At 40.1% G+C, this 20,963-nt stretch carries 20 protein-coding genes; 3 read left to right on the forward strand and 17 right to left on the reverse strand.

What is annotated here, in order from left to right; translation table 11 throughout:
• Positions 1-131 precede the first annotated feature (131 nt).
• The gene (locus tag ABD006_RS02690) at positions 132-1,196 is read left to right on the forward strand and encodes an N-acetylmuramoyl-L-alanine amidase family protein (protein ID WP_343837237.1); all 1,065 of its coding nucleotides are present in this window, start codon (positions 132-134) and stop codon (positions 1,194-1,196) included.
• A gap of 177 nt (positions 1,197-1,373) precedes the next feature.
• Here the strand turns inward: ABD006_RS02690 and dtd are convergent, their stop codons facing one another.
• The 7 genes from dtd to ABD006_RS02725 form a co-directional block, all read right to left on the reverse strand.
• Positions 1,374-1,823 carry a D-aminoacyl-tRNA deacylase gene (gene dtd / locus ABD006_RS02695; protein ID WP_343837239.1) on the reverse strand — a complete coding sequence of 150 codons (450 nt, stop codon included), beginning with the start codon at positions 1,821-1,823 and terminating at the stop codon, positions 1,374-1,376.
• Between the two features lie 11 nt (positions 1,824-1,834).
• On the reverse strand, positions 1,835-4,033 hold the full coding sequence (locus tag ABD006_RS02700) for a RelA/SpoT family protein (protein WP_343837241.1): 2,199 nt from the start codon (positions 4,031-4,033) through the stop codon (positions 1,835-1,837).
• Positions 4,034-4,161: 128 nt separating this feature from the next.
• On the reverse strand, positions 4,162-4,674 hold the full coding sequence (locus tag ABD006_RS02705) for an adenine phosphoribosyltransferase (RefSeq protein ID WP_343837244.1): 513 nt from the start codon (positions 4,672-4,674) through the stop codon (positions 4,162-4,164).
• Positions 4,664-7,003, reverse strand: a complete 2,340-nt coding sequence (gene recJ, locus ABD006_RS02710; protein ID WP_343837247.1) for a single-stranded-DNA-specific exonuclease RecJ — start codon at positions 7,001-7,003, stop codon at positions 4,664-4,666. The genes ABD006_RS02705 and recJ overlap by 11 nt, the downstream gene beginning before the upstream one ends.
• Before the next feature lie 66 nt (positions 7,004-7,069).
• On the reverse strand, positions 7,070-7,396 hold the full coding sequence (locus ABD006_RS02715; RefSeq protein ID WP_343837249.1) for a LapA family protein: 327 nt from the start codon (positions 7,394-7,396) through the stop codon (positions 7,070-7,072).
• A 392-nt stretch (positions 7,397-7,788) separates the two neighbouring features.
• Positions 7,789-10,047: a protein translocase subunit SecDF gene (gene secDF / locus ABD006_RS02720; RefSeq protein ID WP_343837251.1), complete on the reverse strand. Its 2,259-nt coding sequence runs from the start codon at positions 10,045-10,047 to the stop codon at positions 7,789-7,791.
• Between the two features lie 63 nt (positions 10,048-10,110).
• The gene (locus ABD006_RS02725) at positions 10,111-10,413 is read right to left on the reverse strand and encodes a post-transcriptional regulator (protein ID WP_343837253.1); all 303 of its coding nucleotides are present in this window, start codon (positions 10,411-10,413) and stop codon (positions 10,111-10,113) included.
• A gap of 236 nt (positions 10,414-10,649) precedes the next feature.
• On the opposite strand from ABD006_RS02725, the gene spoVB reads away from it, so the two are divergent.
• Positions 10,650-12,200: a stage V sporulation protein B gene (spoVB, locus tag ABD006_RS02730; protein ID WP_343837255.1), complete on the forward strand. Its 1,551-nt coding sequence runs from the start codon at positions 10,650-10,652 to the stop codon at positions 12,198-12,200.
• A 154-nt stretch (positions 12,201-12,354) separates the two neighbouring features.
• Here spoVB and ABD006_RS02735 read toward each other — a convergent pair whose 3' ends face one another.
• Together ABD006_RS02735 and ABD006_RS02740 are read right to left on the reverse strand one after the other, a co-directional pair.
• A complete protein-coding gene (locus ABD006_RS02735; RefSeq protein ID WP_425542176.1) occupies positions 12,355-13,005 on the reverse strand; it encodes a DUF421 domain-containing protein in 651 nt (216 codons plus the stop codon).
• Positions 13,006-13,061: 56 nt separating this feature from the next.
• Positions 13,062-14,366: an ArsB/NhaD family transporter gene (locus ABD006_RS02740; protein WP_343837257.1), complete on the reverse strand. Its 1,305-nt coding sequence runs from the start codon at positions 14,364-14,366 to the stop codon at positions 13,062-13,064.
• A gap of 165 nt (positions 14,367-14,531) precedes the next feature.
• Here ABD006_RS02740 and ABD006_RS02745 point away from each other — a divergent pair, with 165 nt between their 5' ends.
• A complete protein-coding gene (locus tag ABD006_RS02745; RefSeq protein ID WP_044158336.1) occupies positions 14,532-14,909 on the forward strand; it encodes a TIGR04086 family membrane protein in 378 nt (125 codons plus the stop codon).
• Between the two features lie 65 nt (positions 14,910-14,974).
• On the opposite strand, the gene yajC is transcribed toward ABD006_RS02745, so the two are convergent.
• From yajC to ABD006_RS02785, 8 genes are all read right to left on the reverse strand, one after another.
• Positions 14,975-15,247 carry a preprotein translocase subunit YajC gene (yajC, locus tag ABD006_RS02750; protein ID WP_343837259.1) on the reverse strand — a complete coding sequence of 91 codons (273 nt, stop codon included), beginning with the start codon at positions 15,245-15,247 and terminating at the stop codon, positions 14,975-14,977.
• Between the two features lie 21 nt (positions 15,248-15,268).
• Positions 15,269-16,405 (reverse strand): tRNA guanosine(34) transglycosylase Tgt, encoded by a 1,137-nt coding sequence (gene tgt / locus ABD006_RS02755; protein ID WP_343837262.1) that lies wholly within the window; start codon positions 16,403-16,405, stop codon positions 15,269-15,271.
• 17 nt (positions 16,406-16,422) lie between these two features.
• Positions 16,423-17,451 carry a tRNA preQ1(34) S-adenosylmethionine ribosyltransferase-isomerase QueA gene (queA, locus tag ABD006_RS02760; RefSeq protein ID WP_343837265.1) on the reverse strand — a complete coding sequence of 343 codons (1,029 nt, stop codon included), beginning with the start codon at positions 17,449-17,451 and terminating at the stop codon, positions 16,423-16,425.
• 17 nt (positions 17,452-17,468) lie between these two features.
• Positions 17,469-17,669 carry a DUF2905 domain-containing protein gene (locus ABD006_RS02765; protein WP_343837267.1) on the reverse strand — a complete coding sequence of 67 codons (201 nt, stop codon included), beginning with the start codon at positions 17,667-17,669 and terminating at the stop codon, positions 17,469-17,471.
• Positions 17,662-18,666: a Holliday junction branch migration DNA helicase RuvB gene (gene ruvB, locus ABD006_RS02770; RefSeq protein WP_343837270.1), complete on the reverse strand. Its 1,005-nt coding sequence runs from the start codon at positions 18,664-18,666 to the stop codon at positions 17,662-17,664. The genes ABD006_RS02765 and ruvB overlap by 8 nt, the downstream gene beginning before the upstream one ends.
• 27 nt (positions 18,667-18,693) lie before the next feature.
• On the reverse strand, positions 18,694-19,323 hold the full coding sequence (gene ruvA, locus ABD006_RS02775; protein ID WP_343837272.1) for a Holliday junction branch migration protein RuvA: 630 nt from the start codon (positions 19,321-19,323) through the stop codon (positions 18,694-18,696).
• Between the two features lie 135 nt (positions 19,324-19,458).
• Complete coding sequence (locus ABD006_RS02780; RefSeq protein ID WP_343837275.1) at positions 19,459-20,037, reverse strand: BofC C-terminal domain-containing protein; 579 nt, start codon at positions 20,035-20,037, stop codon at positions 19,459-19,461.
• Between the two features lie 138 nt (positions 20,038-20,175).
• Positions 20,176-20,901, reverse strand: a complete 726-nt coding sequence (locus ABD006_RS02785) for a YebC/PmpR family DNA-binding transcriptional regulator (protein WP_343837277.1) — start codon at positions 20,899-20,901, stop codon at positions 20,176-20,178.
• Positions 20,902-20,963: the final 62 nt, after the last annotated feature.

Consider the following 20,963-nt stretch of genomic DNA (forward strand, 5'->3'; position numbering starts at 1 on the left):
AAGGAGAATTTATTTACAATAAATTTAGGAATTTTTCCAGGTGATTCAAGCCTTAAACAGGATTTATACTTAGTGAGACTTCTATCAGTAAGTGGTTTTACAATATACGTCATATAGTGAGGGGAAAAATGATGAAAAAAAGAATGATACTACTTAGCTTAGTTATAATTGTGGTTCTCAGTACCGTTTTGCAGCTTGCTCCTTCTTCCCGGGAGTCTCATGTATACGCTGAGGAAGGAATAATTACCGCAGATGATTTAAATGTCAGAAGTGGCCCAGGATTGGAATATGACGTTATCGGACAAGCCAGTCAAAATACATCAGTGCAAATTCTGGAACAATCCGGGAATTGGTTTAAGGTGCAATTTCAGAATTTCGCAGGCTGGGTTTCAGGGGATTATGTTCGTCAAAGTCCTGAGCAATCTCAATCACTGGAGACTTTGCATATTTCAGTAAAGGATACGGAAATTGTCGTACATACCGAACCTTCCATCACCAGTCCAACTATTAAAAAAATCAGTTCCGGTCAAACCTATCCTATTACTGATAAAAAGAAGAATTGGTATCAGATTCAATTCACAAATGGGGATCGTGGATGGGTAGCAAAATGGCTTGTTGAATCCAGTTCAGACCGTCAGGATGAAGAGCAGACGAACCCGTTAAAAGGCAAGGTGATTATTGTTGATGCCGGACACGGAGGAGCAGATACAGGAACAATCAGTGCCTCAGGAGATTACGAAAAGTTTGTTACAACTGTTACAGCCAGGACGCTTGCAAATAAATTGGAAACATTGGGTGCCCGTCCGGTTCTGACAAGAACAAATGATACATTTTTACCTTTGGAAAACCGAGTGGCTCACGCACAGACATACCAGGCACATGCTTTTATAAGCATACACTATAACAGCTCACCCCAGTTCCCGAGTGTAAACGGAATCGGAACTTATTATTATCACGATCGACAAAAACCCCTGGCAACCAGTATACACCAGGAGGTTCTCAAAACGACAGGATCCAGTGATCGGAAGGTTAAGTTTGGCAACTATATGGTCATCAGAGAAAATCAAAGGCCCGCGGTATTAATCGAATTAGGATTCTTATCAAATCAACAGGAGGAAGCAAAAGTTAATACGAAATCCTTTCAGGAAAAAGCAACAAATGGGATTATCCGCGGATTAAGGAAGTATTTCAAATGAGACAACCTCGATTCCATTTTTGGGTTTCGTTTAATTTGTAGTGAGTAAAAGGCTGCATGTTTTCCACCATCCTTTTACCCTTTACTATCTCCACATTTCTATAATATTTACGAAAAAAATGAGCATCGAATTGCAAGCCAATTCGATGCTCATTAAGCTACTTTTATATGTTCCTGCTTATTTACGGTCATCACTGTCGATAATCAATGTCACAGGCCCCTCATTCGTTAAGCTGACATCCATCATTGCTCCAAACTCACCGGTTTCTACAGGAATACCTTTAGATTCAACAAGAGCATTAAACTTATTATACAACTGTTCAGCCGGCTCAGGCTTTGCTGCTTTCATAAAATTAGGTCTTCTACCTTTTCTGGTATCTCCGTATAATGTGAACTGAGAGATAGATAATACGGACCCTTTAACATCCTTTAAAGACAGGTTCATTTTCTCATTTTCGTCCTCGAAAATTCGCAGGTTCACACATTTATCCGCAATATATTCACAATCTGATTCATCATCCTCATGGGTTACACCCAGGAGGACCACAAGTCCATTCTCAATTTGTCCGGTTATTTCTTCATCTACTTTTACATTTGCCTGATTGACTTTTTGAATAACAGCTTTCATCATTAATCTCCTTACTGAATCTTTCTCCGTACAGTATAAACATCATGAATTTGTTTTATCCTGTCCACAATTTTTCGCAGGTGACTAATATTGTGAATCATAATGGTAATATTAATGGTTGCCATTTGCTTCTGGTCAGATTTACCAGTCACAGCCGTTATACTTGTTTTCGTTTCATTAATCACTTGTAATACTTCATTTAACAGACCGTGGCGATCGTAGCCTGTAATCTCGATATCCACACTGAATTGTTTGCTGTTTTCACCAGCACCTTCCCACTCTACCTCCAGCAGTCTTCCTTGAATTTCTTCGGTTTTTACATTCGGGCAGTCAGCGCGGTGAACAGATACACCTCTCCCCTTGGTAATGTACCCGACAATTTCATCACCAGGGACAGGGTTGCAGCATTTGGAAAGGCGGATTAATAGATTATCGACTCCTTTTACTTTAACGCCTGAATCCGCTTTATGCTTCTTTTGAGTCCCTACCTCCTGTTTAACCTCTTCCAATGCTTCTTCAAAATCCTGAGTTTTCTTTTGCTCCCGCACTTTATCAGCTAAACGATTGGCTATTTGAGCAGCGGTAATTCCCTGATATCCAACCGCAGCATACATATCTTCTTCATTATTAAAGTTGAATTTTTCCCCGACTTTACGCAGGTTTTCCTGAGTAAGAACGTCTTTTAAATTGACATTCAGATTGTGGAGTTCCTTTTCAACCTGTTCTTTCCCTTTAGCGATGTTTTCATCTCTTTGCTGTCGCTTGAAGAATTGTTTAATTTTATTCTTCGCCTGTGATGTCTTCGTGATGGTCAGCCAATCCCTTGACGGACCATAAGAATGCTTCGAGGTCATAATTTCAACGATGTCGCCGGTCTTCAGCTTATAATCAAGCGGCTCCATTTTGCCATTCACCTTGGAACCAATGGTTTTATTCCCTATTTCCGTATGAATGCGATAAGCAAAATCAATAGGGACAGAACCTGAAGGCAACTCAATTACATCGCCTTTTGGGGTGAATACATAAACCATGTCTGAAAATAAATCCATCTTCAGGGTTTCCATAAATTCTTCGGCATCATGTGTATCATTCTGCCATTCGAGAATTTCTCTGAACCATGTTAACTTATCTTCAAAGGAGCGTTTGGGTTTATCCGGTTGCTTTTCCTCCTTATAAGCCCAATGAGCGGCAATCCCATATTCGGCAATATCATGCATGTCTTTCGTTCGTATCTGAACTTCCAAAGGATCCCCTTTTGGTCCAATGACTGTGGTGTGAAGGGATTGATATAAATTCGGTTTTGGCATGGCAATATAATCTTTAAAACGCCCCGGCATCGGCTTCCAGCAGGTATGAATAATCCCCAGAACAGCATAGCAGTCCTTTATGCTGTTTACAATGACACGTACAGCTAATAAGTCATAAATCTCATTAAACTGTTTATTTTGCATAACCATTTTTCGATAAATACTATATAAGTGCTTGGGGCGCCCGGAAATTTCCGCCTCTATTTGTACATCTTTTAACTGTTCCTGTATTTCATCCACGACATCGTGAATGTAATATTCCCGCTCATTACGTTTTTGCTTCATCAGGTTCACAATCCGATAGTACTGCTGTGGATTGAGATAACGTAATGCGGTATCCTCCAGCTCCCATTTAATGGTAGATATGCCTAATCGATGAGCAATTGGCGCAAAAACTTCCAGCGTCTCATTAGCGATTCTCCGTTGCTTCTGTGGTGGTAAATGCTTAAGTGTACGCATATTATGAAGACGATCGGCAAGTTTGATTAAAATCACTCGAATATCCTTCGCCATAGCTACGAACATTTTCCGGTGATTTTCAGCCTGCTGTGCTTCTTTTGATTTATATTTAATTTTCCCTAATTTTGTGACACCGTCAACAAGCATAGCCACTTCTGCATTAAACTCATTTTCCAGGTCTTCAATGGTCACATCCGTATCCTCGACTACATCATGGAGGAAGCCGCAAGAAACCGTATCTACATCCATTTCCAGTTCAACTAAGATACCTGCAACCTGAATCGGATGATGAATATAGGGTTCCCCGGATTTGCGAAACTGCTCTTTGTGAGCATTCTCAGCAAACTGGTAGGCATGCCGGACAAATTCAACATCCATTTCGGACATATATTCAGAAGCGCCTTTAATCACTTCGTCTGCTTTTAATAACTTATCAGTAGACATGAAATCACCTTATATTTCAAAAAAATAAAATTTTTGATGTTTTATACATTATTATTGATATCGTACACTTTGTAAAGCAAAAACCTTAAAACAAGTTAAAGAAGAGTACTCTGTCTGAGCACTCTTCCCTAATATTCCATTAATGTCAGGACATCATAGCCCTGCAACTTATCCCGGCCGTGTAAATAGGAGAGCTCGATTAAAAATGCACAGCCAACGACAACTCCGCCCAATTGCTCAACGAGATTTATCGTTGCTTCAATCGTTCCACCTGTGGCCAGCAGGTCGTCCGTAATCAGAACTCTTTGTCCCGGTTTTATGGCATCTTTATGAATGGTCAAAACGTCCTTTCCATATTCAAGACCATAATCCACCTTTATAACCTCGCGTGGAAGTTTCCCTTCTTTACGCACCGGTGCAAATCCCACTTCAAGCGCATAGGAAACAGGACAGCCTATAATAAATCCGCGTGCCTCAGGGCCAACAACCACATCAATATTTAATCGATCTGCATAGTCAACGATTTCATCAACGGCTGATTTAAATGCTTTCCCATTATCCATTAAAGTGGTGATATCTTTAAATTCGATTCCTTCCTTAGGCCAATCGTTTACAACCGTAATATATTTCTTATAATCCATGTACAACTTCCTCCTTCAAGCGGCCTTCCCCCATCTTTGAGTTCAACCACTTTTTCAGTTCAATATAAGTTGAATAATAGAGTGTCTTTTCAACCTCAATTTGGTTCATCTTTAGCTGATAGGTTGCTGATTCTGTTAAATCTTTTTTTGCCGGTTTCGTCACATATATGAGTTCTCTATCCTCCATTTTAACAAATTGCAGCTCTAAAAACACTTTTATCATAAAGTCCACAAAATTTAAGGACCAGCCGCGTGACCGGGCAAGTGCAGCTCTATCTTTATCCAGATTCAGCCTTCCCCTTTTCATCATCATCCCATAAAACCATTTAAAATGATCCCTGTTGGGAATTTGACTAAAGTAGTTTTCTTCATTCATCTTAAAATACGCATAAATGTTTTTTGGCTTCACTTCATTTAAAACATTTGACAACTGTTCCAAAGATAGAGGAAGATCAACAAACCATAAATGGGACACATCTTCAGATGAGAGATTTTTCCATTGATCAATATGGATAACTTGTAATTGATCATCCATCCAATCTTCAATCTCAGTTGAAGAATCAAAGTAAAGGGCAACATGTTTTTCTGTGTCCAGCCCCTGAATCTGCTTCTGCAAATGCCTGGAGCCTCTAAAGTCAAACAACTGCCATTCTTTGATGCTTAAATCCTTCATCATAATCTGGAGCTTTTTACGTCCATTCCATTCATTAATGCCCAGTTCTCCTACAATGGACATTTTCGCATGTGGGGAAATTCCCGGATAAAGGTGCCCCATACCAAAGCCAACTGCGTCGATGGACTTTGTATCCTTCTGAAAATTCATTTTCAAATGATTCTGTTTGGATCCAATTAAACGAATTTCACTTGCGTCATGTTCCGCAAGTTGAAAAAGAGGTTTGGGATTGCCCATTCCAAATGGAGCCAGCTTCTCTATTTCCTGAATAAATTCAAGGCTGATATCCTCCATATCCAGTTGCTTATCGATCCTTAGTACGGGCTGAAAATCCTCACTGGACAGTTTTTGATTGGCTAATTCATTAAGATCCTGACGAAGCAGTGATATGTCATCCAGTGAAACCGTCATGCCAGCTGCCTGGGCATGTCCACCAAAACTGATAAAACGATCCTTTATTTCCATGCAATTTTCAAAAAGGTTAAAGGTCTCAATACTTCTGGCGGATCCCTTTGCCTGCTTTTGATCATGGTCTATACCGAGTACGATGGCCGGTTTTGAATAGGACTGAACGAGACGAGAGGCCACAATTCCCAAAACACCGGGATTCCAACCTTCACCGGCTAAAACAACAACAGAGTCCTCATGAAACTGACTCTCTTCAATCATCTTTTCTGCTTCCTTTGTGATATCAGACACTAATTGCTGCCGTTGCTGGTTGAGGTTTTGCACTTCCTCAGCTAATTCCCGCGCAACGTCCAGATCCTGCTCCAGCAATAAGTCTACGGCAAGTTTCGCATCCTGTAAGCGGCCAACAGCATTTAATCGCGGACCAATCCCAAAACCAACATTCTCTTCTGTTACATTCCCTTCGATTCCACATACTTCTTTTAACATCTTAATTCCGGGTCGCGTGGAAGAAGTTAACGCTTTAAGACCATAATGAACAAGAACACGATTTTCATTTTGCAACGGAACAAGATCCGCTATTGTTCCGATGGCCGCAAGCTCTAAAAAATGCCGAGGAAGCTTACCTAATAGTGCATGGGCAAGCTTGAAGGCAACTCCAACTCCCGCCAGTTCATCAAAGGGATAAGTGTCGGACACTTTTGGATGAATCGTGGCCACTGCTTCAGGTAATTCCTCCTGTGCTTCATGGTGGTCTGTAATGATCAAATCCATGCCAAGCTCTTTCGCTATATTTGCTTCATGAACCGCAGCGATTCCTGTATCAACAGTAATGATTACGGAAACATTGGCTTCTTTTGCCTGACGAAAGGCTTCTTCGTTCGGTCCATAGCCTTCTGTGAAACGGTTGGGTATGTAAAAATCCACAATCGCTCCTTTTTCTCTTAAGGCTTCCACTAAAACCGTCGTAGAGGTTACACCATCTGCATCATAATCTCCAAAAACCAATATGTTTTCATTGTTCAGTATAGCATTTTCAATTCTTTCTATCGCTTTATTCATATCTGAAAATAAAAAGGGATCATGGAGATCCTCTAAGGTAGGTGATAAAAATCTTTTTGCTGTATTTGTATCCTTAATGCCTCTATTCTTTAAAAGATCCTTTGTAAAGTCTGATATAGGTAAGTCAATGACACCATCATCATTCTGTTCTTCAATGACCTGCCATTGTGCTTTACTATCAATCATAAATTCACCCCTAACGAACCTATTATACTAGAGGTTGTCAGGGGTAGCAAATTGAATTTTTCCTTGCTATTGTTTTGAATGGTTCGTGTCTGCCTCATCTTCATTGCTTTCTTCATTAGAGTCCAATAGTTCCTGTTCACCATAAGCTGTATTTTCCTGCTTCTCCTGTTTCAACTGTCTAATGGTTCTCTGCAACTGGTAAATTTTTACGAATCCGAAAGATGCCGTAATCATACTTCCCATTAAAACAGAAATTAAAATGATTAGAATTAAAGGGGCCTCTCTCGTAAAAAACAGAAAATTAACAGGGACAGCATTTACATTAATAACAGCAAAAGTTGCAACAAGTAATGCAAAAATGATGGCAAGTATAATAGAAGTTTGTGCTTTCATTCATGTTCACCTCATATATTAGACTGTTATTGTTTTTCCCCGTTCATACATAATATAAACCCTTGTCCGAATCAATTGGACAAGGGTTTATTTGAACGCAAAAATATCAGCTCATAGTGCTTTGCGGCTCGAGTCGCCTCCGCTTTTCTATGTCCAGCTGCAGGGCCTAGCCCCTAGTCGATATAAGCAAACCTCATTACGTGGCAAAAAGCGCCACTCCATGAGGTTTGCTTATACGACCGGGGCTAACCAAGGCCCTTCCGCTTTTCTATGTCCAGCTGCGGCTCCCAGGTCCAGGCAGTCATAAGCGGAATCCACTGCGTGACAAAAACTGTGTCACTCCGTGTATTCTGCTTATGCTGTCGGACCTAAACGGTCGCCTCCGCTTTTCTTTATACCTGCGGGCCGCCGGTTTGTTTTTTCTTTTCAAATTGAATAGGCTTCTTATCAAGCATTTTCCCTCTCCATACAAGCCAGATTTGGGCAGCAAGGAATAGGGAGGAATACATTCCGACAAGTAACCCGACTACAAGGGCAAAGGAGAAGTTTGTAATCGCTGTTGCACCGAAGATTAGCAGCATCAGTGCAGCGGCCATGGTTGTAATTGTAGTATTTACACTTCGGGTCAGGGTTTGCATTAAACTCTTATTAACGACAGTCGCCAGCTCTTTAAAGGACCTGACTCGTCTCTTCAAACGCAAATTCTCTCTGATCCGGTCAAAGGTGACAATCGTATCATTGATTGAGTAACCCACAATGGTCAGAATGGCTGCAATGATGGTAATATCAAATTCCAGCTGGAAGATGCTAAACAGCGCGAGTACAAAGAAAGCATCATGGAGCAATGCAATAATTGCTGTAATCGCAAAGAAAAACTCAAATCTTATGGTGACATAAATAATAATTCCGATGGATGCAAATAAGACAGCGAGTACGGCATTCTGGGCCAGCTCCTGACTAACCTCAGGTGATACGGTACTTACACTTGGTTCATTTCCATACTTATCATTAAAATGAGCTTTTACATCTGCAATGGTATCCTCAGACAATACCGAATCAAAACGAACCATTACAATTTCGTTCTGGTCACCAGCCCGTGTATATTCCACAGGTTCAAGTCCTAATTCATCAAATCCATTTTCGACTTCTTCAACGGTTATCGTTTGATCGGCAAGCACCTGTATACGGGAACCATGAGTGAAATCAATCCCCAGGTTTAACCGGAAAGCAGCAAGGAATATAATCCCTATTACGACTAATATGGTTGAAGCCATAATGAATTTCTTCCGGTGTTTTACAATATCAAAGAACCTGCCGAGGAATCTCGGTTCAACTTCCTCACCTTTTTTAATATCTTTTATTTCATCATTCTTAACACCAAACCATCCCGGTCGTTTATTCAAGGCTTTACTGTTCACCCAAAGCCCCATTAACAAACGGGTTCCATACACGGCCGTAATAAAGCTGACTAAAATACTTACAATTAACATGGTCGCAAACCCTTTTACAGAGCTTGTACCATACATGAATAATACAGCCGCGGCGATTAATGTTGTAATATTGGCGTCAAAAATGGCTGATAGGGATTGTTTATTCCCGGAACGATACGCCGACAGCATACTTTTTCCGGCTTTCAACTCCTCTTTAATCCGCTCAAAGGTAATAATATTTGCATCGACAGCCATACCAACTCCGAGTACTAATGCTGCCAGTCCCGGAAGCGTTAAAACCCCATTCATAAGATTAAAAATGAGTAAGATTAAGAAGATGTAAGCACTAATGGTAATCACAGACACTACACCTGGGAATCGGTAATAGCCAATCATATATAGGAAAATTAAACCAACGCCAATTGCACTGGCAAGAATGGTCTTATCCAATGATTGCTCCCCGAATTGCGCACCTACAGAAACTGAATATAGTTCTGTCATATTCACAGGCAAGGAGCCGGCATTAATAATATCCGCAAGCCTTTGTGCTTCATCAACGGTAAATTCACCTGTGATCATGATATTCTTACTGTTAATGGGACCTTCTGATAAGCCTGGTGCTGAGATATATTTTGGATCCTCTTTTTTGGCCTCTTCTTTATAAGAATCCCCTTCCTCATAATCCATCCAGATGACTAGTTTATCGTTAGGGGCACCCCGTTCATAAAGCTTGGTTGTGACCTCTTTAACTCTTTCAGCACTTTTCATTTCCAGGGTAACAATCGGCTGTTTCGTTCTTGGGTGGAAATCCTGTTTCGCACTCTGCTCCACCACATTAGAGCCATCTAAAAACTCTTTATCATTCACACCACGAAAGGATAAGCGTGCCTGTGTGGATAGCAGCTCACGAGCTTCAGTCTGATCCTGAATGCCAGCTAATTGAACACGTATCCGGTTATCCCCTTCAATATCGATTTGAGTTTCACTAATCCCGAGTACGTCGACCCTTTCACGCAGCGCCTTTACTGTGGCTTTTAAATCATCACCAGTTATATTCTGGTCTTCATCTACAGGTTCAACTTCATATAAAATTTCAAATCCACCCTGCAGATCAAGCCCCAATGGAATGCCTTTTGAAATATCTGTTGTCGTTGTCCCGATCACTCCTGCCAGTATAAATGTGATCAGGAAAAAAGCAATAATTCTACCTTTTTTTACCATGGTGTCGTGCTCCTCCTTCTATTACACCTAAAAACAAAACTATGATTATGTACAAATAAATGACTATTCTGCATTTCCTTTTCCAGTTAGTGCCTCAATCTGTGCCATTAAATCATCATTTCGTTCCTGATAAATTTCCCGAGCTAAATAGCTCATAAAAACACCTGAATCTAAATGAAGAATATCCTGGACGATCTCATACAGTCTTTTTTCGACTTCTTTTTTCCAAACTTTCTTTTCCAGGCAATCCCACACCTGCTGTTCCGTTGCTTTGTCATAACCTAATACATGAAGTTCATCAACTTTACTCGTTAATACGGGTGTGACAAAAGGCCGCCATTCCTTTACATTTCTGACCTCTTTCATAAACCTGCCCCCTAATTTAATCGTGTGTATAGCGTTTATGCTCATTTATACCATTAAGCCAAAATTTTGCCCCACGGCTTCATTACCACCACGAACTGGTTATGGTTAAATATCGTATGTTCACGCATCATGATAAAACCGAAAAGCTTCATCGGGCTTGTCATGCTTGACCACCCTTCATGCATATACATTCATTGTATATGATTTTTACATTTTTGAGAAGGCAGGGCAAACATATGGCAAAACAAACATTCATACAGGGTACTCTTGTGTTAATCATTGCTGGATTAATAACAAGGTTTTTAGGATTTATTAATCGTATCGTTGTTGCACGAATTATGGGTGAAGAAGGCGTGGGTCTCTATATGATGGCCCTACCTACTCTATTTCTGGTTATAACCATTACCCATTTCGGTTTACCTGTGGCCATTTCTAAAAGAGTTGCAGAAGCTGATGCTAATGGGGATCGGCAAAAAATAAAAAAGATTTTACTCGTCTCTTTTTCATTAACCTTTATACTAAGCACAATATTTACCATTATATTTATTCTCATATCACCAGTTGTAGCCCAATACCTGTTAACTGATCATCGAACCTTATATCCTTTACTCGCTATCAGTCCTATTATACCTATTGTAGCGATATCAGCTGTGCTGCGAGGCTATTTTCAGGGACTGCAGAATATGAAGCCTCAGGCCATTTCCCAGGTGATTGAACAAATTGTACGTATAACACTTGTGGCTTTTTTGACCAAGCTATTATTGCCATACGGCGTTGAATTCGCTGCCAGTGGAGCCATGATTTCAGTCATCATAGGCGAATTTTGTTCTTTGATGTTCATCATTTATCAATTTAAAAATAAAAAGCGAATCAAATTAAGACGAAACATTGGACAATCTCTGCAAAAAGCCAAAGGAACTTTAAGAGAATTAATGTCAATTGCGCTCCCGACAACAGGCAGTGGCATTGTTGGAAGACTTTCACACTTCCTCGAGCCGATTCTCGTGTCACAAAGCCTGGCCATTGCTGGTTATACCGTCACTCAAAGCACTAAATTATATGGAGAGTTAACTGGTTATGTGCTCCCATTGCTGTTTCTGCCAACGTTCATTACAACATCCTTATCAACTGCTCTTGTTCCATCAATTAGTGAAGCTGATGCCAAAAATCAAGTAAAGCTGATTCACTTCAGAATTCACCAGTCCATTCGGCTATCCTTTGCATCAGGCGCATTTGCAACCATCATTCTCTTTATTTTCGCCAAACCAATACTTGCTTTTATGTACAATGATCCTGATGCTAGTCGATTTGTAACATTAATGGCACCGTTCTTTATTCTGTTATACTTTCAGGCACCGCTTCAGGCTGCTCTGCAGGCCTTGGATCTGGCCAAACAGGCAATGTACAACAGCATTATCGGCTCTGTTGTGAAGCTGTCTACGCTGATCATTCTGGCTTCACAGCCGCAGTTTGGAATCATGGGCGTTGTCCTGGCTATCATCGTAGGAGTAATCCTTGTCACTCTTTTACATTTTGCTGTTTTATTCAAACATATTCAATTCAGACTTCCATTTGGCGATATTGTTAAGATGATGAGTCTGCTTCTTATTACCTATTACATGGGAAACATGCTTTACAATCTATTCCCAGGTGCAGAGCAGAATTTGCTTCCCCTATTCATAGTTCTTATCATCTTAGCTGTATTCTATATCATTCTGTTATTTATTTTCCGCTTTATCACAAAGGATGAATTAGCTCAGCTACCTGTTTTCAATAAGCTTAAATAAATGAAAAATCTTTCGAGTTTAGTGGTAAATTTTGCAGATGAGAGTAACATTGCCTGCGGACTTAAAAAATCAATAAATTCAAAATAAACCCCGTACTGTTTATCAGTACGGGGTTATTGCTGCACAGGATTGTTCACATTAAAAAGCTGTTTGACTACTTATCAAGGTTTGATTCATCAATGTGAAGCGTTCCATCTTTATTCAACGAACAGTAGGATATGGAATCTAATTCATGATAACCTGATTCCTTTAATTTCTCCCTTAACCATTTCTCATCCTTCCCCATCTGTTCCAGAACATGGTGCTGGATAATTCCATCCGAGATTAGTGGTGAATAAATTTTTACAGGATTATCTTTTTTCTCAAAAACCGATAGCTTGCCGTTTGGCTCCAGAATGGCCAGTTCCACATCCTGAACGAGCTGAATCCCCTTTTCATGGAGATTAATAAGCAAATCATCCATATTGTAACGCTGGTATTTCATTTCTTTTTCATCAATTTTCCCATTTTGAATAATTATGGATGGTTTTCCGTCAAGAAGCTCCCTGACTTTCTGACTTTTTAACGAAATCCTGGCAGAGATCCTTTGAATAATGAGCAGAATAATCATTGGTAAGATACTTGAAAAAAATCCTTTTTCTAAATCCTCTATCGAAATAACGGCCATTTCAGCCAGCATCACGAAAATGACTAAATCAAAAATGCTAATCTCGGCAAGTTCTCTTTTTCCCATGGAGCGTAAAATAATAAAAATCACAAAGTACATCCCTATGGTTCTAAGCACAACAATTCCTAAAGATTCCACACTTCCCACATCCCTTTACATAACACTTCCTTTATGTTTTGATATCATGCAGCTATTTATACAATAGATCCATGTAAATAAGGGAGAAGATAGCGCAAGAATAAATAAATGGTTGCAATAACCAGGGAAAACAGAACAATTGGGACTCCATACTTCATAAAACGGAGAAAGGAAATTCCTTTCCCATAGCTGGCTGCGATTCCTGCAACAACGACATTGGCCGATGCACCTACTAATGATCCATTTCCACCCAGGCAGGCACCCAAAGCTAAGGCCCACCATAATGGATCCAAATTAAGCATCCCAAAATCTTTGAACTCTTCTATTACAGGAATGGTAGCTGCAACAAATGGAATATTATCAACTACCCCTGAAAATAAACCGGCGATCCATAAGATCAGTAAGGCGGTTGTGGGCAAATCCCCTTCTGTTATATCGATAATGCCTTTCGATATTTCGTCAATGACACCTGTTGCCTGCAACCCTCCAACCAAAATAAACAATCCCATAAAGAAAAATAAGGTCAGCCATTCCACTTCCTTAAAAACCACTTCTGCATTTAAGTCCTGATCCGTAAGCAGGAGTAATAATAAAGCGCCACTGACAGCAATCGTCGTTAAATCCACATGTAAAATGGGATGAAGCAAAAAGCCCACCACAGTTAAGGACATCACAGATAATGATTTATATAACAGGGGGGATTTCACTAAATATTCTTCCGGATTTAGCTGTTGAACCTTCCTGATGTTTTCAGGATTTGACAGTAATGATTTTCGAAACAGCATCACCATTAAAAATAGTGTACCTATAAAAATAATGATGACAATCGGTGCAAGGTTGGTTAAAAAGGATACAAACGTTAAATGCTCAACAGCTTGACCAATCATAATGTTTGGCGGATCCCCGATTAACGTGGCAGTACCCCCAATATTTGAGCTGAAAATAATCGTAACCAGATAAGGAAATGCGGGTTGTGCCAACATAGAAGTCAAATTCAGAATAACAGGAACAAATAATAATACCGTTGTCACATTATCCAATAAAGCGGAACCCAAAGCTGTAAGAACGGCTACCACCATTAGCAGTTTCACAGGCTCCCCCTGTACCCTCTGTGCCAGCAATAAAGCAATATATTCAAAAAACCCTGTCTTTTGCGTGATGGAAACAAGGACCATCATGGAAAATAGCAGCGAAATTGTGTGCCAGTCAATGTAGGACGTAAAGGCATCATCCCACGTGAACAGGCCTGCACACAGCATTAATATGCCACCTGTCAAAGCAACCAATGCACGGTTAACCTTTTCTAAAATGATAAAAAGATAACTGATCAAAAATATCGCAATTGAAAATATAGCATCCATACCATTTCTCCTTTTTCCCTTTTCTGACAATTGGAACATTTACTTCCTGAAAATCATTCCTTAAATCTATATATATTCTTGTCCTTATACAAAATATTTTCATTCTATTTTAAATATTCATGAATACAATCATTTAATAAGTGGACAAACAAGGGGGAGTGTAAAATGGTAATGAGAAGATTTACGGCCTTACTGTATGGGTGGATTACCATTTTCCTATTGATGCTGGTAAGCAGCTTTATTCTCGCGTTAATCATACGCTTTTCGGAAATGGGAGAATCAACCCTGCATTGGCTGACATTCGGATTAGGTATTGTATATGTTTTTGCAGGTGGAATTTTTGCTGGTATTAAGGGAAAAGAAAAGGGCTGGATGTTAGGAGCACTAACCGGATTAGGCTATAGTCTATTTATCTTTCTTTATCAGTTCTTAGCCTACAACCAGCTATTTGATGGACAGCAATGGCTTTATCACGGCCTCTTTTTAACCGCCGCCATCTTAGGAGGCATTACAGGAGTCAACTTTCAGGGAAATCAGGAATGAAACAAAGGCGGAAGCGCACATAAAAAAGAGGATGCCATCCAGTTATGGTCCATCCTCTTTTTTCTTTATTCGTTATTTTCTTTTTCTTCACTGCTTACTACTTCACGAACTGCTGAACGATCATATGTAAGCTTTGTACCATCATCCACTCTTACAACAATAGTACCTTCATCCAATGCATGAATCGTTCCATGCATTCCGCCAATGGTAACAATCTTATCTTCTTTTTGTAAGTTATTTTGCATTTCCTGTACTTTCTTTTGTCGTTTCTGCTGTGGACGAATTAAAAGGAAATAAAAGATAACGAAGAACAATACAAGCATAATTAATGGTTCCATGTTTGTTTCACCCCTTTCGGCTTAGAAGTTTTTGGCATTTGGCTTGTTAAAACCATATTGTTCAAAAAATTGTTCGCGAAAGTCCCCAAGACAATCATCTTTAATTGCTTGACGTACTTGTCCCATCAATTTTACCAAAAAATATAGATTATGATAAGTAGTAAGTCTAAATCCAAAAGTTTCATTGGTTTTGACCAGATGACGAATGTAGGCTCTTGAATAATTACGGCATGTATAACAGTCACAATGTTCATCAATCGGTGAAAAGTCTCTGGCAAATTTCGCATTGCGCACAACAAGACGTCCATTGGAGGTCATACATGTTCCATTACGGGCAATTCGGGTAGGTAACACACAATCAAACATATCAACCCCTCTTATCACACCGTCAATAAGAGAATCAGGTGATCCTACCCCCATTAAATATCTCGGTTTATTTTTTGGTAACAGTGGTGCCGTATAAGATAGCACTTCATTCATAACATGCTTCGGTTCACCAACCGACAAGCCACCAATCGCATATCCTGGTAAATCAAGCGATACTAAATCTTTGGCACTTTGCCGCCGTAAATCCTCATATTCCCCGCCCTGTACAATTCCAAACAGACCTTGTTCATCAGGACGCTTGTGAGCTCTAAGACACTTTTCAGCCCACCGGCTCGTCCGTTCCACTGACGCCTTCATATAATCATATTCAGCTGGATATGGCGGACATTCATCAAAGGCCATCATAATATCTGAACCTAAAGCATTTTGAATTTCCATCGCTTTTTCCGGAGACAGGAAAAGCTTTTCTCCGCTTAAATGATTTCGAAAATGTACGCCTTCCTCTGTTATATCCCTCATATCACTGAGGCTGAACACCTGAAAACCGCCCGAATCTGTAAGGATGGAACCATCCCAATTCATAAACGAATGGAGACCTCCAGCTTCCTTAATAATATCCTCTCCAGGACGCAGCCACAAGTGATACGTATTGGAAAGAATGATATTAGCACCCATTTCCTTCAATTCCTCTGGACTCATCGTTTTTACTGTTGCCAGCGTCCCAACCGGCATAAATACAGGAGTTTCAAAGGATCCATGCGGGGTCGTCACCCGTCCTAAACGTGCTCCAGTCTGTTTATCTTCTTTAATTAGTTCATATTTGATTGCCATTCAATACACTCCTATGTTTATTCGATGTACATCGCATCCCCAAAGCTGAAGAACCGATATTGCTCATTTACCGCTTCTTTATAGGCATTTAAAATAAATTCCCGACCTGCAAAGGCACTGATCATCATAATTAGCGTTGACTTTGGCAAATGGAAATTTGTAATTAATGCATCGACCGCACGGAATTGGTAGGGGGGATAAATGAAAATATCTGTCCAGCCTGATTGGGCTTTAAAATCCCCATCCTGATCCCTGGCTATCGTTTCTAACGTGCGAGTAGATGTTGTTCCAACCGTGATCACTCGATTTCCTTCCTGCTTAACCTTATTCAGAAGCGCCGCCGTTTTTTCATCCATATGGTAAAACTCGGCATGCATGTCATGATTCTCAATATCCTCCACACTTACAGGACGGAATGTACCCAGCCCTACATGTAAAGTCACATAGGCAATATGTATGCCGCGCTTTTCAATATCATCCAGCAATTCCTTCGTGAAATGCAGACCTGCTGTGGGTGCGGCTGCAGAGCCTTTCTCTTTTGCATAAACCGTCTGATACCGGTCCTGGTTATCAAGCTGTTCCTTAATATATGGCGGAAGAGGCATTTCGCCAAGCTTGTCCAGCTGCTCGTAAAAAATACCCTCATAATGAAATTGAACAACCGCTCCGCCATGCTCCTTCTTTTCCTTGCAGACGCAGGACATAAGGCCATTTCCAAACTCCACGGTGGTCCCTTCTTTGATCTTTTTGGCCGGCTTCAACAAAACCTCCCATTGATCTCCTTCGATCTGGTGCAGCAATAATAATTCAATCTTTGCCCCTGTATCCTTTTTCGTACCAAACAGACGTGCAGGTAACACCTTTGTATTATTTAATACCAGACAATCACCTGGATTCAGATATTCTGTAATATTGTAAAAATGACGATGCTCCATACTCTGTTTTTCACGATTCAAAACCATTAATCTGGACTCTGCCCGGTTTTCCAATGGTGTCTGGGCGATAAGAGATTCTGGTAAATCAAAATCAAAGTCTTCTACTTTCATGATGTATTCAAACTCCTCTAACGAAATTTACTTATAATATAAAAGATGAGAGATAGAACAATGCTGACAACGATGGAAGTCATAATGGGAAAGGAAAAGGTCACATTGCCTTTTTTAAAGGTAATATCACCTGGAAGCTTCCCAATCAGATTCCAAATCAAGCCAATCACCACGAAAACAATGCCAATCACAATCATTATTTTCCCAAAATCATTCAACACCAGGAACCTCCCGATTGAAATGATGGTAAGCATTTGGCGTCACAACTCGTCCTCTTGGAGTACGCTGGATAAATCCAATTTGCAGTAAAAATGGCTCATATACATCTTCAATGGTCTGGGATTCCTCACCAATCGTAGCTGAAATCGTGTCCAGACCAACAGGCCCGCCCTGGAAATGATCGATAATGCCTAATAATAGCTTATGATCAATGTGGTCGAGACCTTGTTCATCCACTTGCAGCATTTTCAGGGCCTTTTTCGTCGTTTCCATCGAAATGGTGGATTCACCGCTAACCTGAGCAATATCACGGACCCTCTTCAGCAGACGGTTGGCAATTCGCGGTGTACCTCTTGAACGTCTGGCTACTTCTGTTGCCGCATCATATTCGATACCGATGTGAAAAATATCTGCAGTTCGTTCTACAATATTTCGCAAATCCTTGGTTTCGTAAAAATCCAGGCGGCTTAAAACGCCAAACCGATCTCTTAATGGAGCTGTCAGAAGCCCTGCTCTTGTCGTCGCTCCAACCAGAGTAAAGGGGGGTAAGTCAAGCCGGACAGACCTGGCACTTGATCCCTGCCCTAAAACAATGTCCAGGCAAAAATCCTCCATCGCAGGGTATAACACCTCTTCTACGGAGCGGGGAAGTCGATGGATCTCATCAATAAAGAGAACATCCCCAGGCTCAAGTGAGGTTAAGATGGCTGCTAAATCTCCCGCTTTCTCAATCGCAGGACCTGAGGTAGTACGAAATTGCACCCCCATTTCATTCGCAATAATGGTAGCCAGTGTGGTTTTCCCTAAACCAGGCGGGCCATAAAGCAAAACATGGTCCAAAGCCTCATCCCGTAACTTAGCCGCTTCAATAAATATACTTAAATTTTCTTTAATTTTTTCCTGGCCAATATATTGACTTAACGTCTCAGGTCTTAAGCTGTACTCAATTGATGAATCTTCCTCCTGAAGTTCCCCGGAAATCATCCGTTCCTCCATAAAATTGACCTCTCCTTATTCCTTTAATTACGAATTCTTCTGTACCATTAACGATAAGCCGGTTTTTACATACTCATCGATGGTTGTGCTGTCTGACTGTCTTAATTGCGGTGTGATTCGCTTAATTTCCCGATCCGAATACCCTAATGCTTTTAATGCTTCCAGGGCTTCATTTAATACCTCCTGGTTGGAATCTGATGGTTTATCTTCGCCCTTGGCATTTGCATTTTGAGGTATGTCTGCCGAACCATTCATCCATTCAGCCACTTTTCCTTTTAAGTCCAAAATCATTTGTCTGGCTGTTTTTTTACCTACGCCGGGAAATTGTGTCAGGAGCTTTTCATCCTCTTGTTCAATAGCTACAGCAATATCGTGAACACTTGTTGATGCTAAAATACTCAGAGCTCCTTTTGGTCCAATACCTGAAACATTCAATAGTTTAGCAAACAATTGCTTTTCTTCATATTGTTTAAACCCATATAATATCTGTTGATCTTCCCGTATATAATGATATGTATAAATGCGGACAAATTCATTTTGCAGATGCTGGAACTGAAAGGGGTTTGCACAAACCACTTCGTAACCTAAACCATTCACAACGACAAAAACCGAGCTTTCATCTATTGCATCAATTTTTCCCTCTAAAAAAGCAATCATCGTTATTTTCCCTTCTCTCTATACTAAACGCCTCCTCTTATTTTATCATAATTATTGCTTATTAAAGAAGGAAAACTCTGATTCCAGTGGCTGTTCCTACACGTTCAAAAAGGCTGACCCAGGAGATCTGAAATCTCATGAGTCAACCGAATCATCAACAGGCTCTGAACTTGCATATTCCTTGTATGTCTGAATAACCGTTTGAAAGGTTGATTTCTTATCTACTTTGATTCCGGATTTTAATTCGTCTTTACGAAAGCTTTCCAATTTCTCTACATCAATTTGGTAAAACGCTTTAATCACTTCACTATTCTCAGGCTTCCCATTAAAAATAGAGAGGACATTATCCTCATTTAACCCAAAGTAGCCATTCTTCTTAACTTCTGGTGACAAATCTTCAATCTCTTTTTCGAAAACAACACGCCCCTCCTGTTGTTTTTGAAGATTCCACGTTTTATAATTTGCCCAAAAATCCTGAAGTGACCAGATGGTTTCATTTTTCACTTCTTTTTCTATGTTTCCATCAAGATACTTTCTTTTTAACACGACTTCCAGTTCCAAAGGTTCCTGCTCCCAGGCTTTCTTCTCTTCGGCACTCTCCTGCTTACCTGCAGAAGTAACGTTTTCACTTGTGCCAGAGGCGGCTAATCCATTTAATGTAAAGAAAAATAATAAACATACAACCATAGGGAATATGGAACTTTTCCATTTCATGTCCATCACCCCTTCTTCATAAAATATATCTGATGCTAACCATTAATGGTTACATCAGTTACTGGAAAATGAAAAAAGCTCTATTTCCATTTTTTCCAGAAATAGAGCTTTTAATCATTTTCTTAGGATTTATAGATATTAAGCGTCCATATTATGATAGATATCCTGAACATCTTCACTGTCTTCAAGCATATCAATTAATTTATTCATTTTATGCTGCTGATCCTCAGACACGGCCGATGTGGTTTGTGGAAACATGGTGACTTCTGCTGTATCAAATTGATAGCCTTTTTCCAGCAATGTATCTCTAACCTCTGTAAAGGCCTCAGCATCTGTATAAATTTCAAAGGCTTCCTCAGAAGTTTCCATTTCGTCTCCTCCAGCTTCCAGTACATCCATCATAAGATCGTCCTCATCAACATCATGTTCACTTCGGTCGACCACCAGGTATCCCTTCCGATCAAACATAAAGGAAACACAGCCATTTTCCCCTAAATTTCCACCATTTTTAGAAAAAGCATGACGGACTTCTGATGCGGTACGATTTTTATTATCGGTCAGAACCTCAACCATAACAGCAATACCGCCAGGACCGTAGCCTTCATAGACAGTTTCCTCATAATGAACACCATCAAGTCCACCTGTTGCTTTTTTAATCGCACGATCTATATTATCATTCGGCATATTATTAGCCTTTGCTTTTTCAATCACGGTACGAAGATTTGGGTTGGTTTCCGGGTCTCCCCCACCTTCTTTAGCTGCAACGTATAAATCCTTGGCATATTTCATAAAGATTTTACCTTTTTTAGCATCCTGTGCATTCTTTCTACGTTGAATATTTTTCCATTTTGAATGACCAGCCATTGTTCATCTCACCTCTCCACTTCATGCATACTTTCATTAATACTATATCATATTCCTTAAAA

Origin of the sequence: Salinibacillus aidingensis (assembly GCF_039522525.1) — a bacterium.
GTDB lineage: Bacteria > Bacillota > Bacilli > Bacillales > Alkalibacillaceae > Salinibacillus > Salinibacillus aidingensis.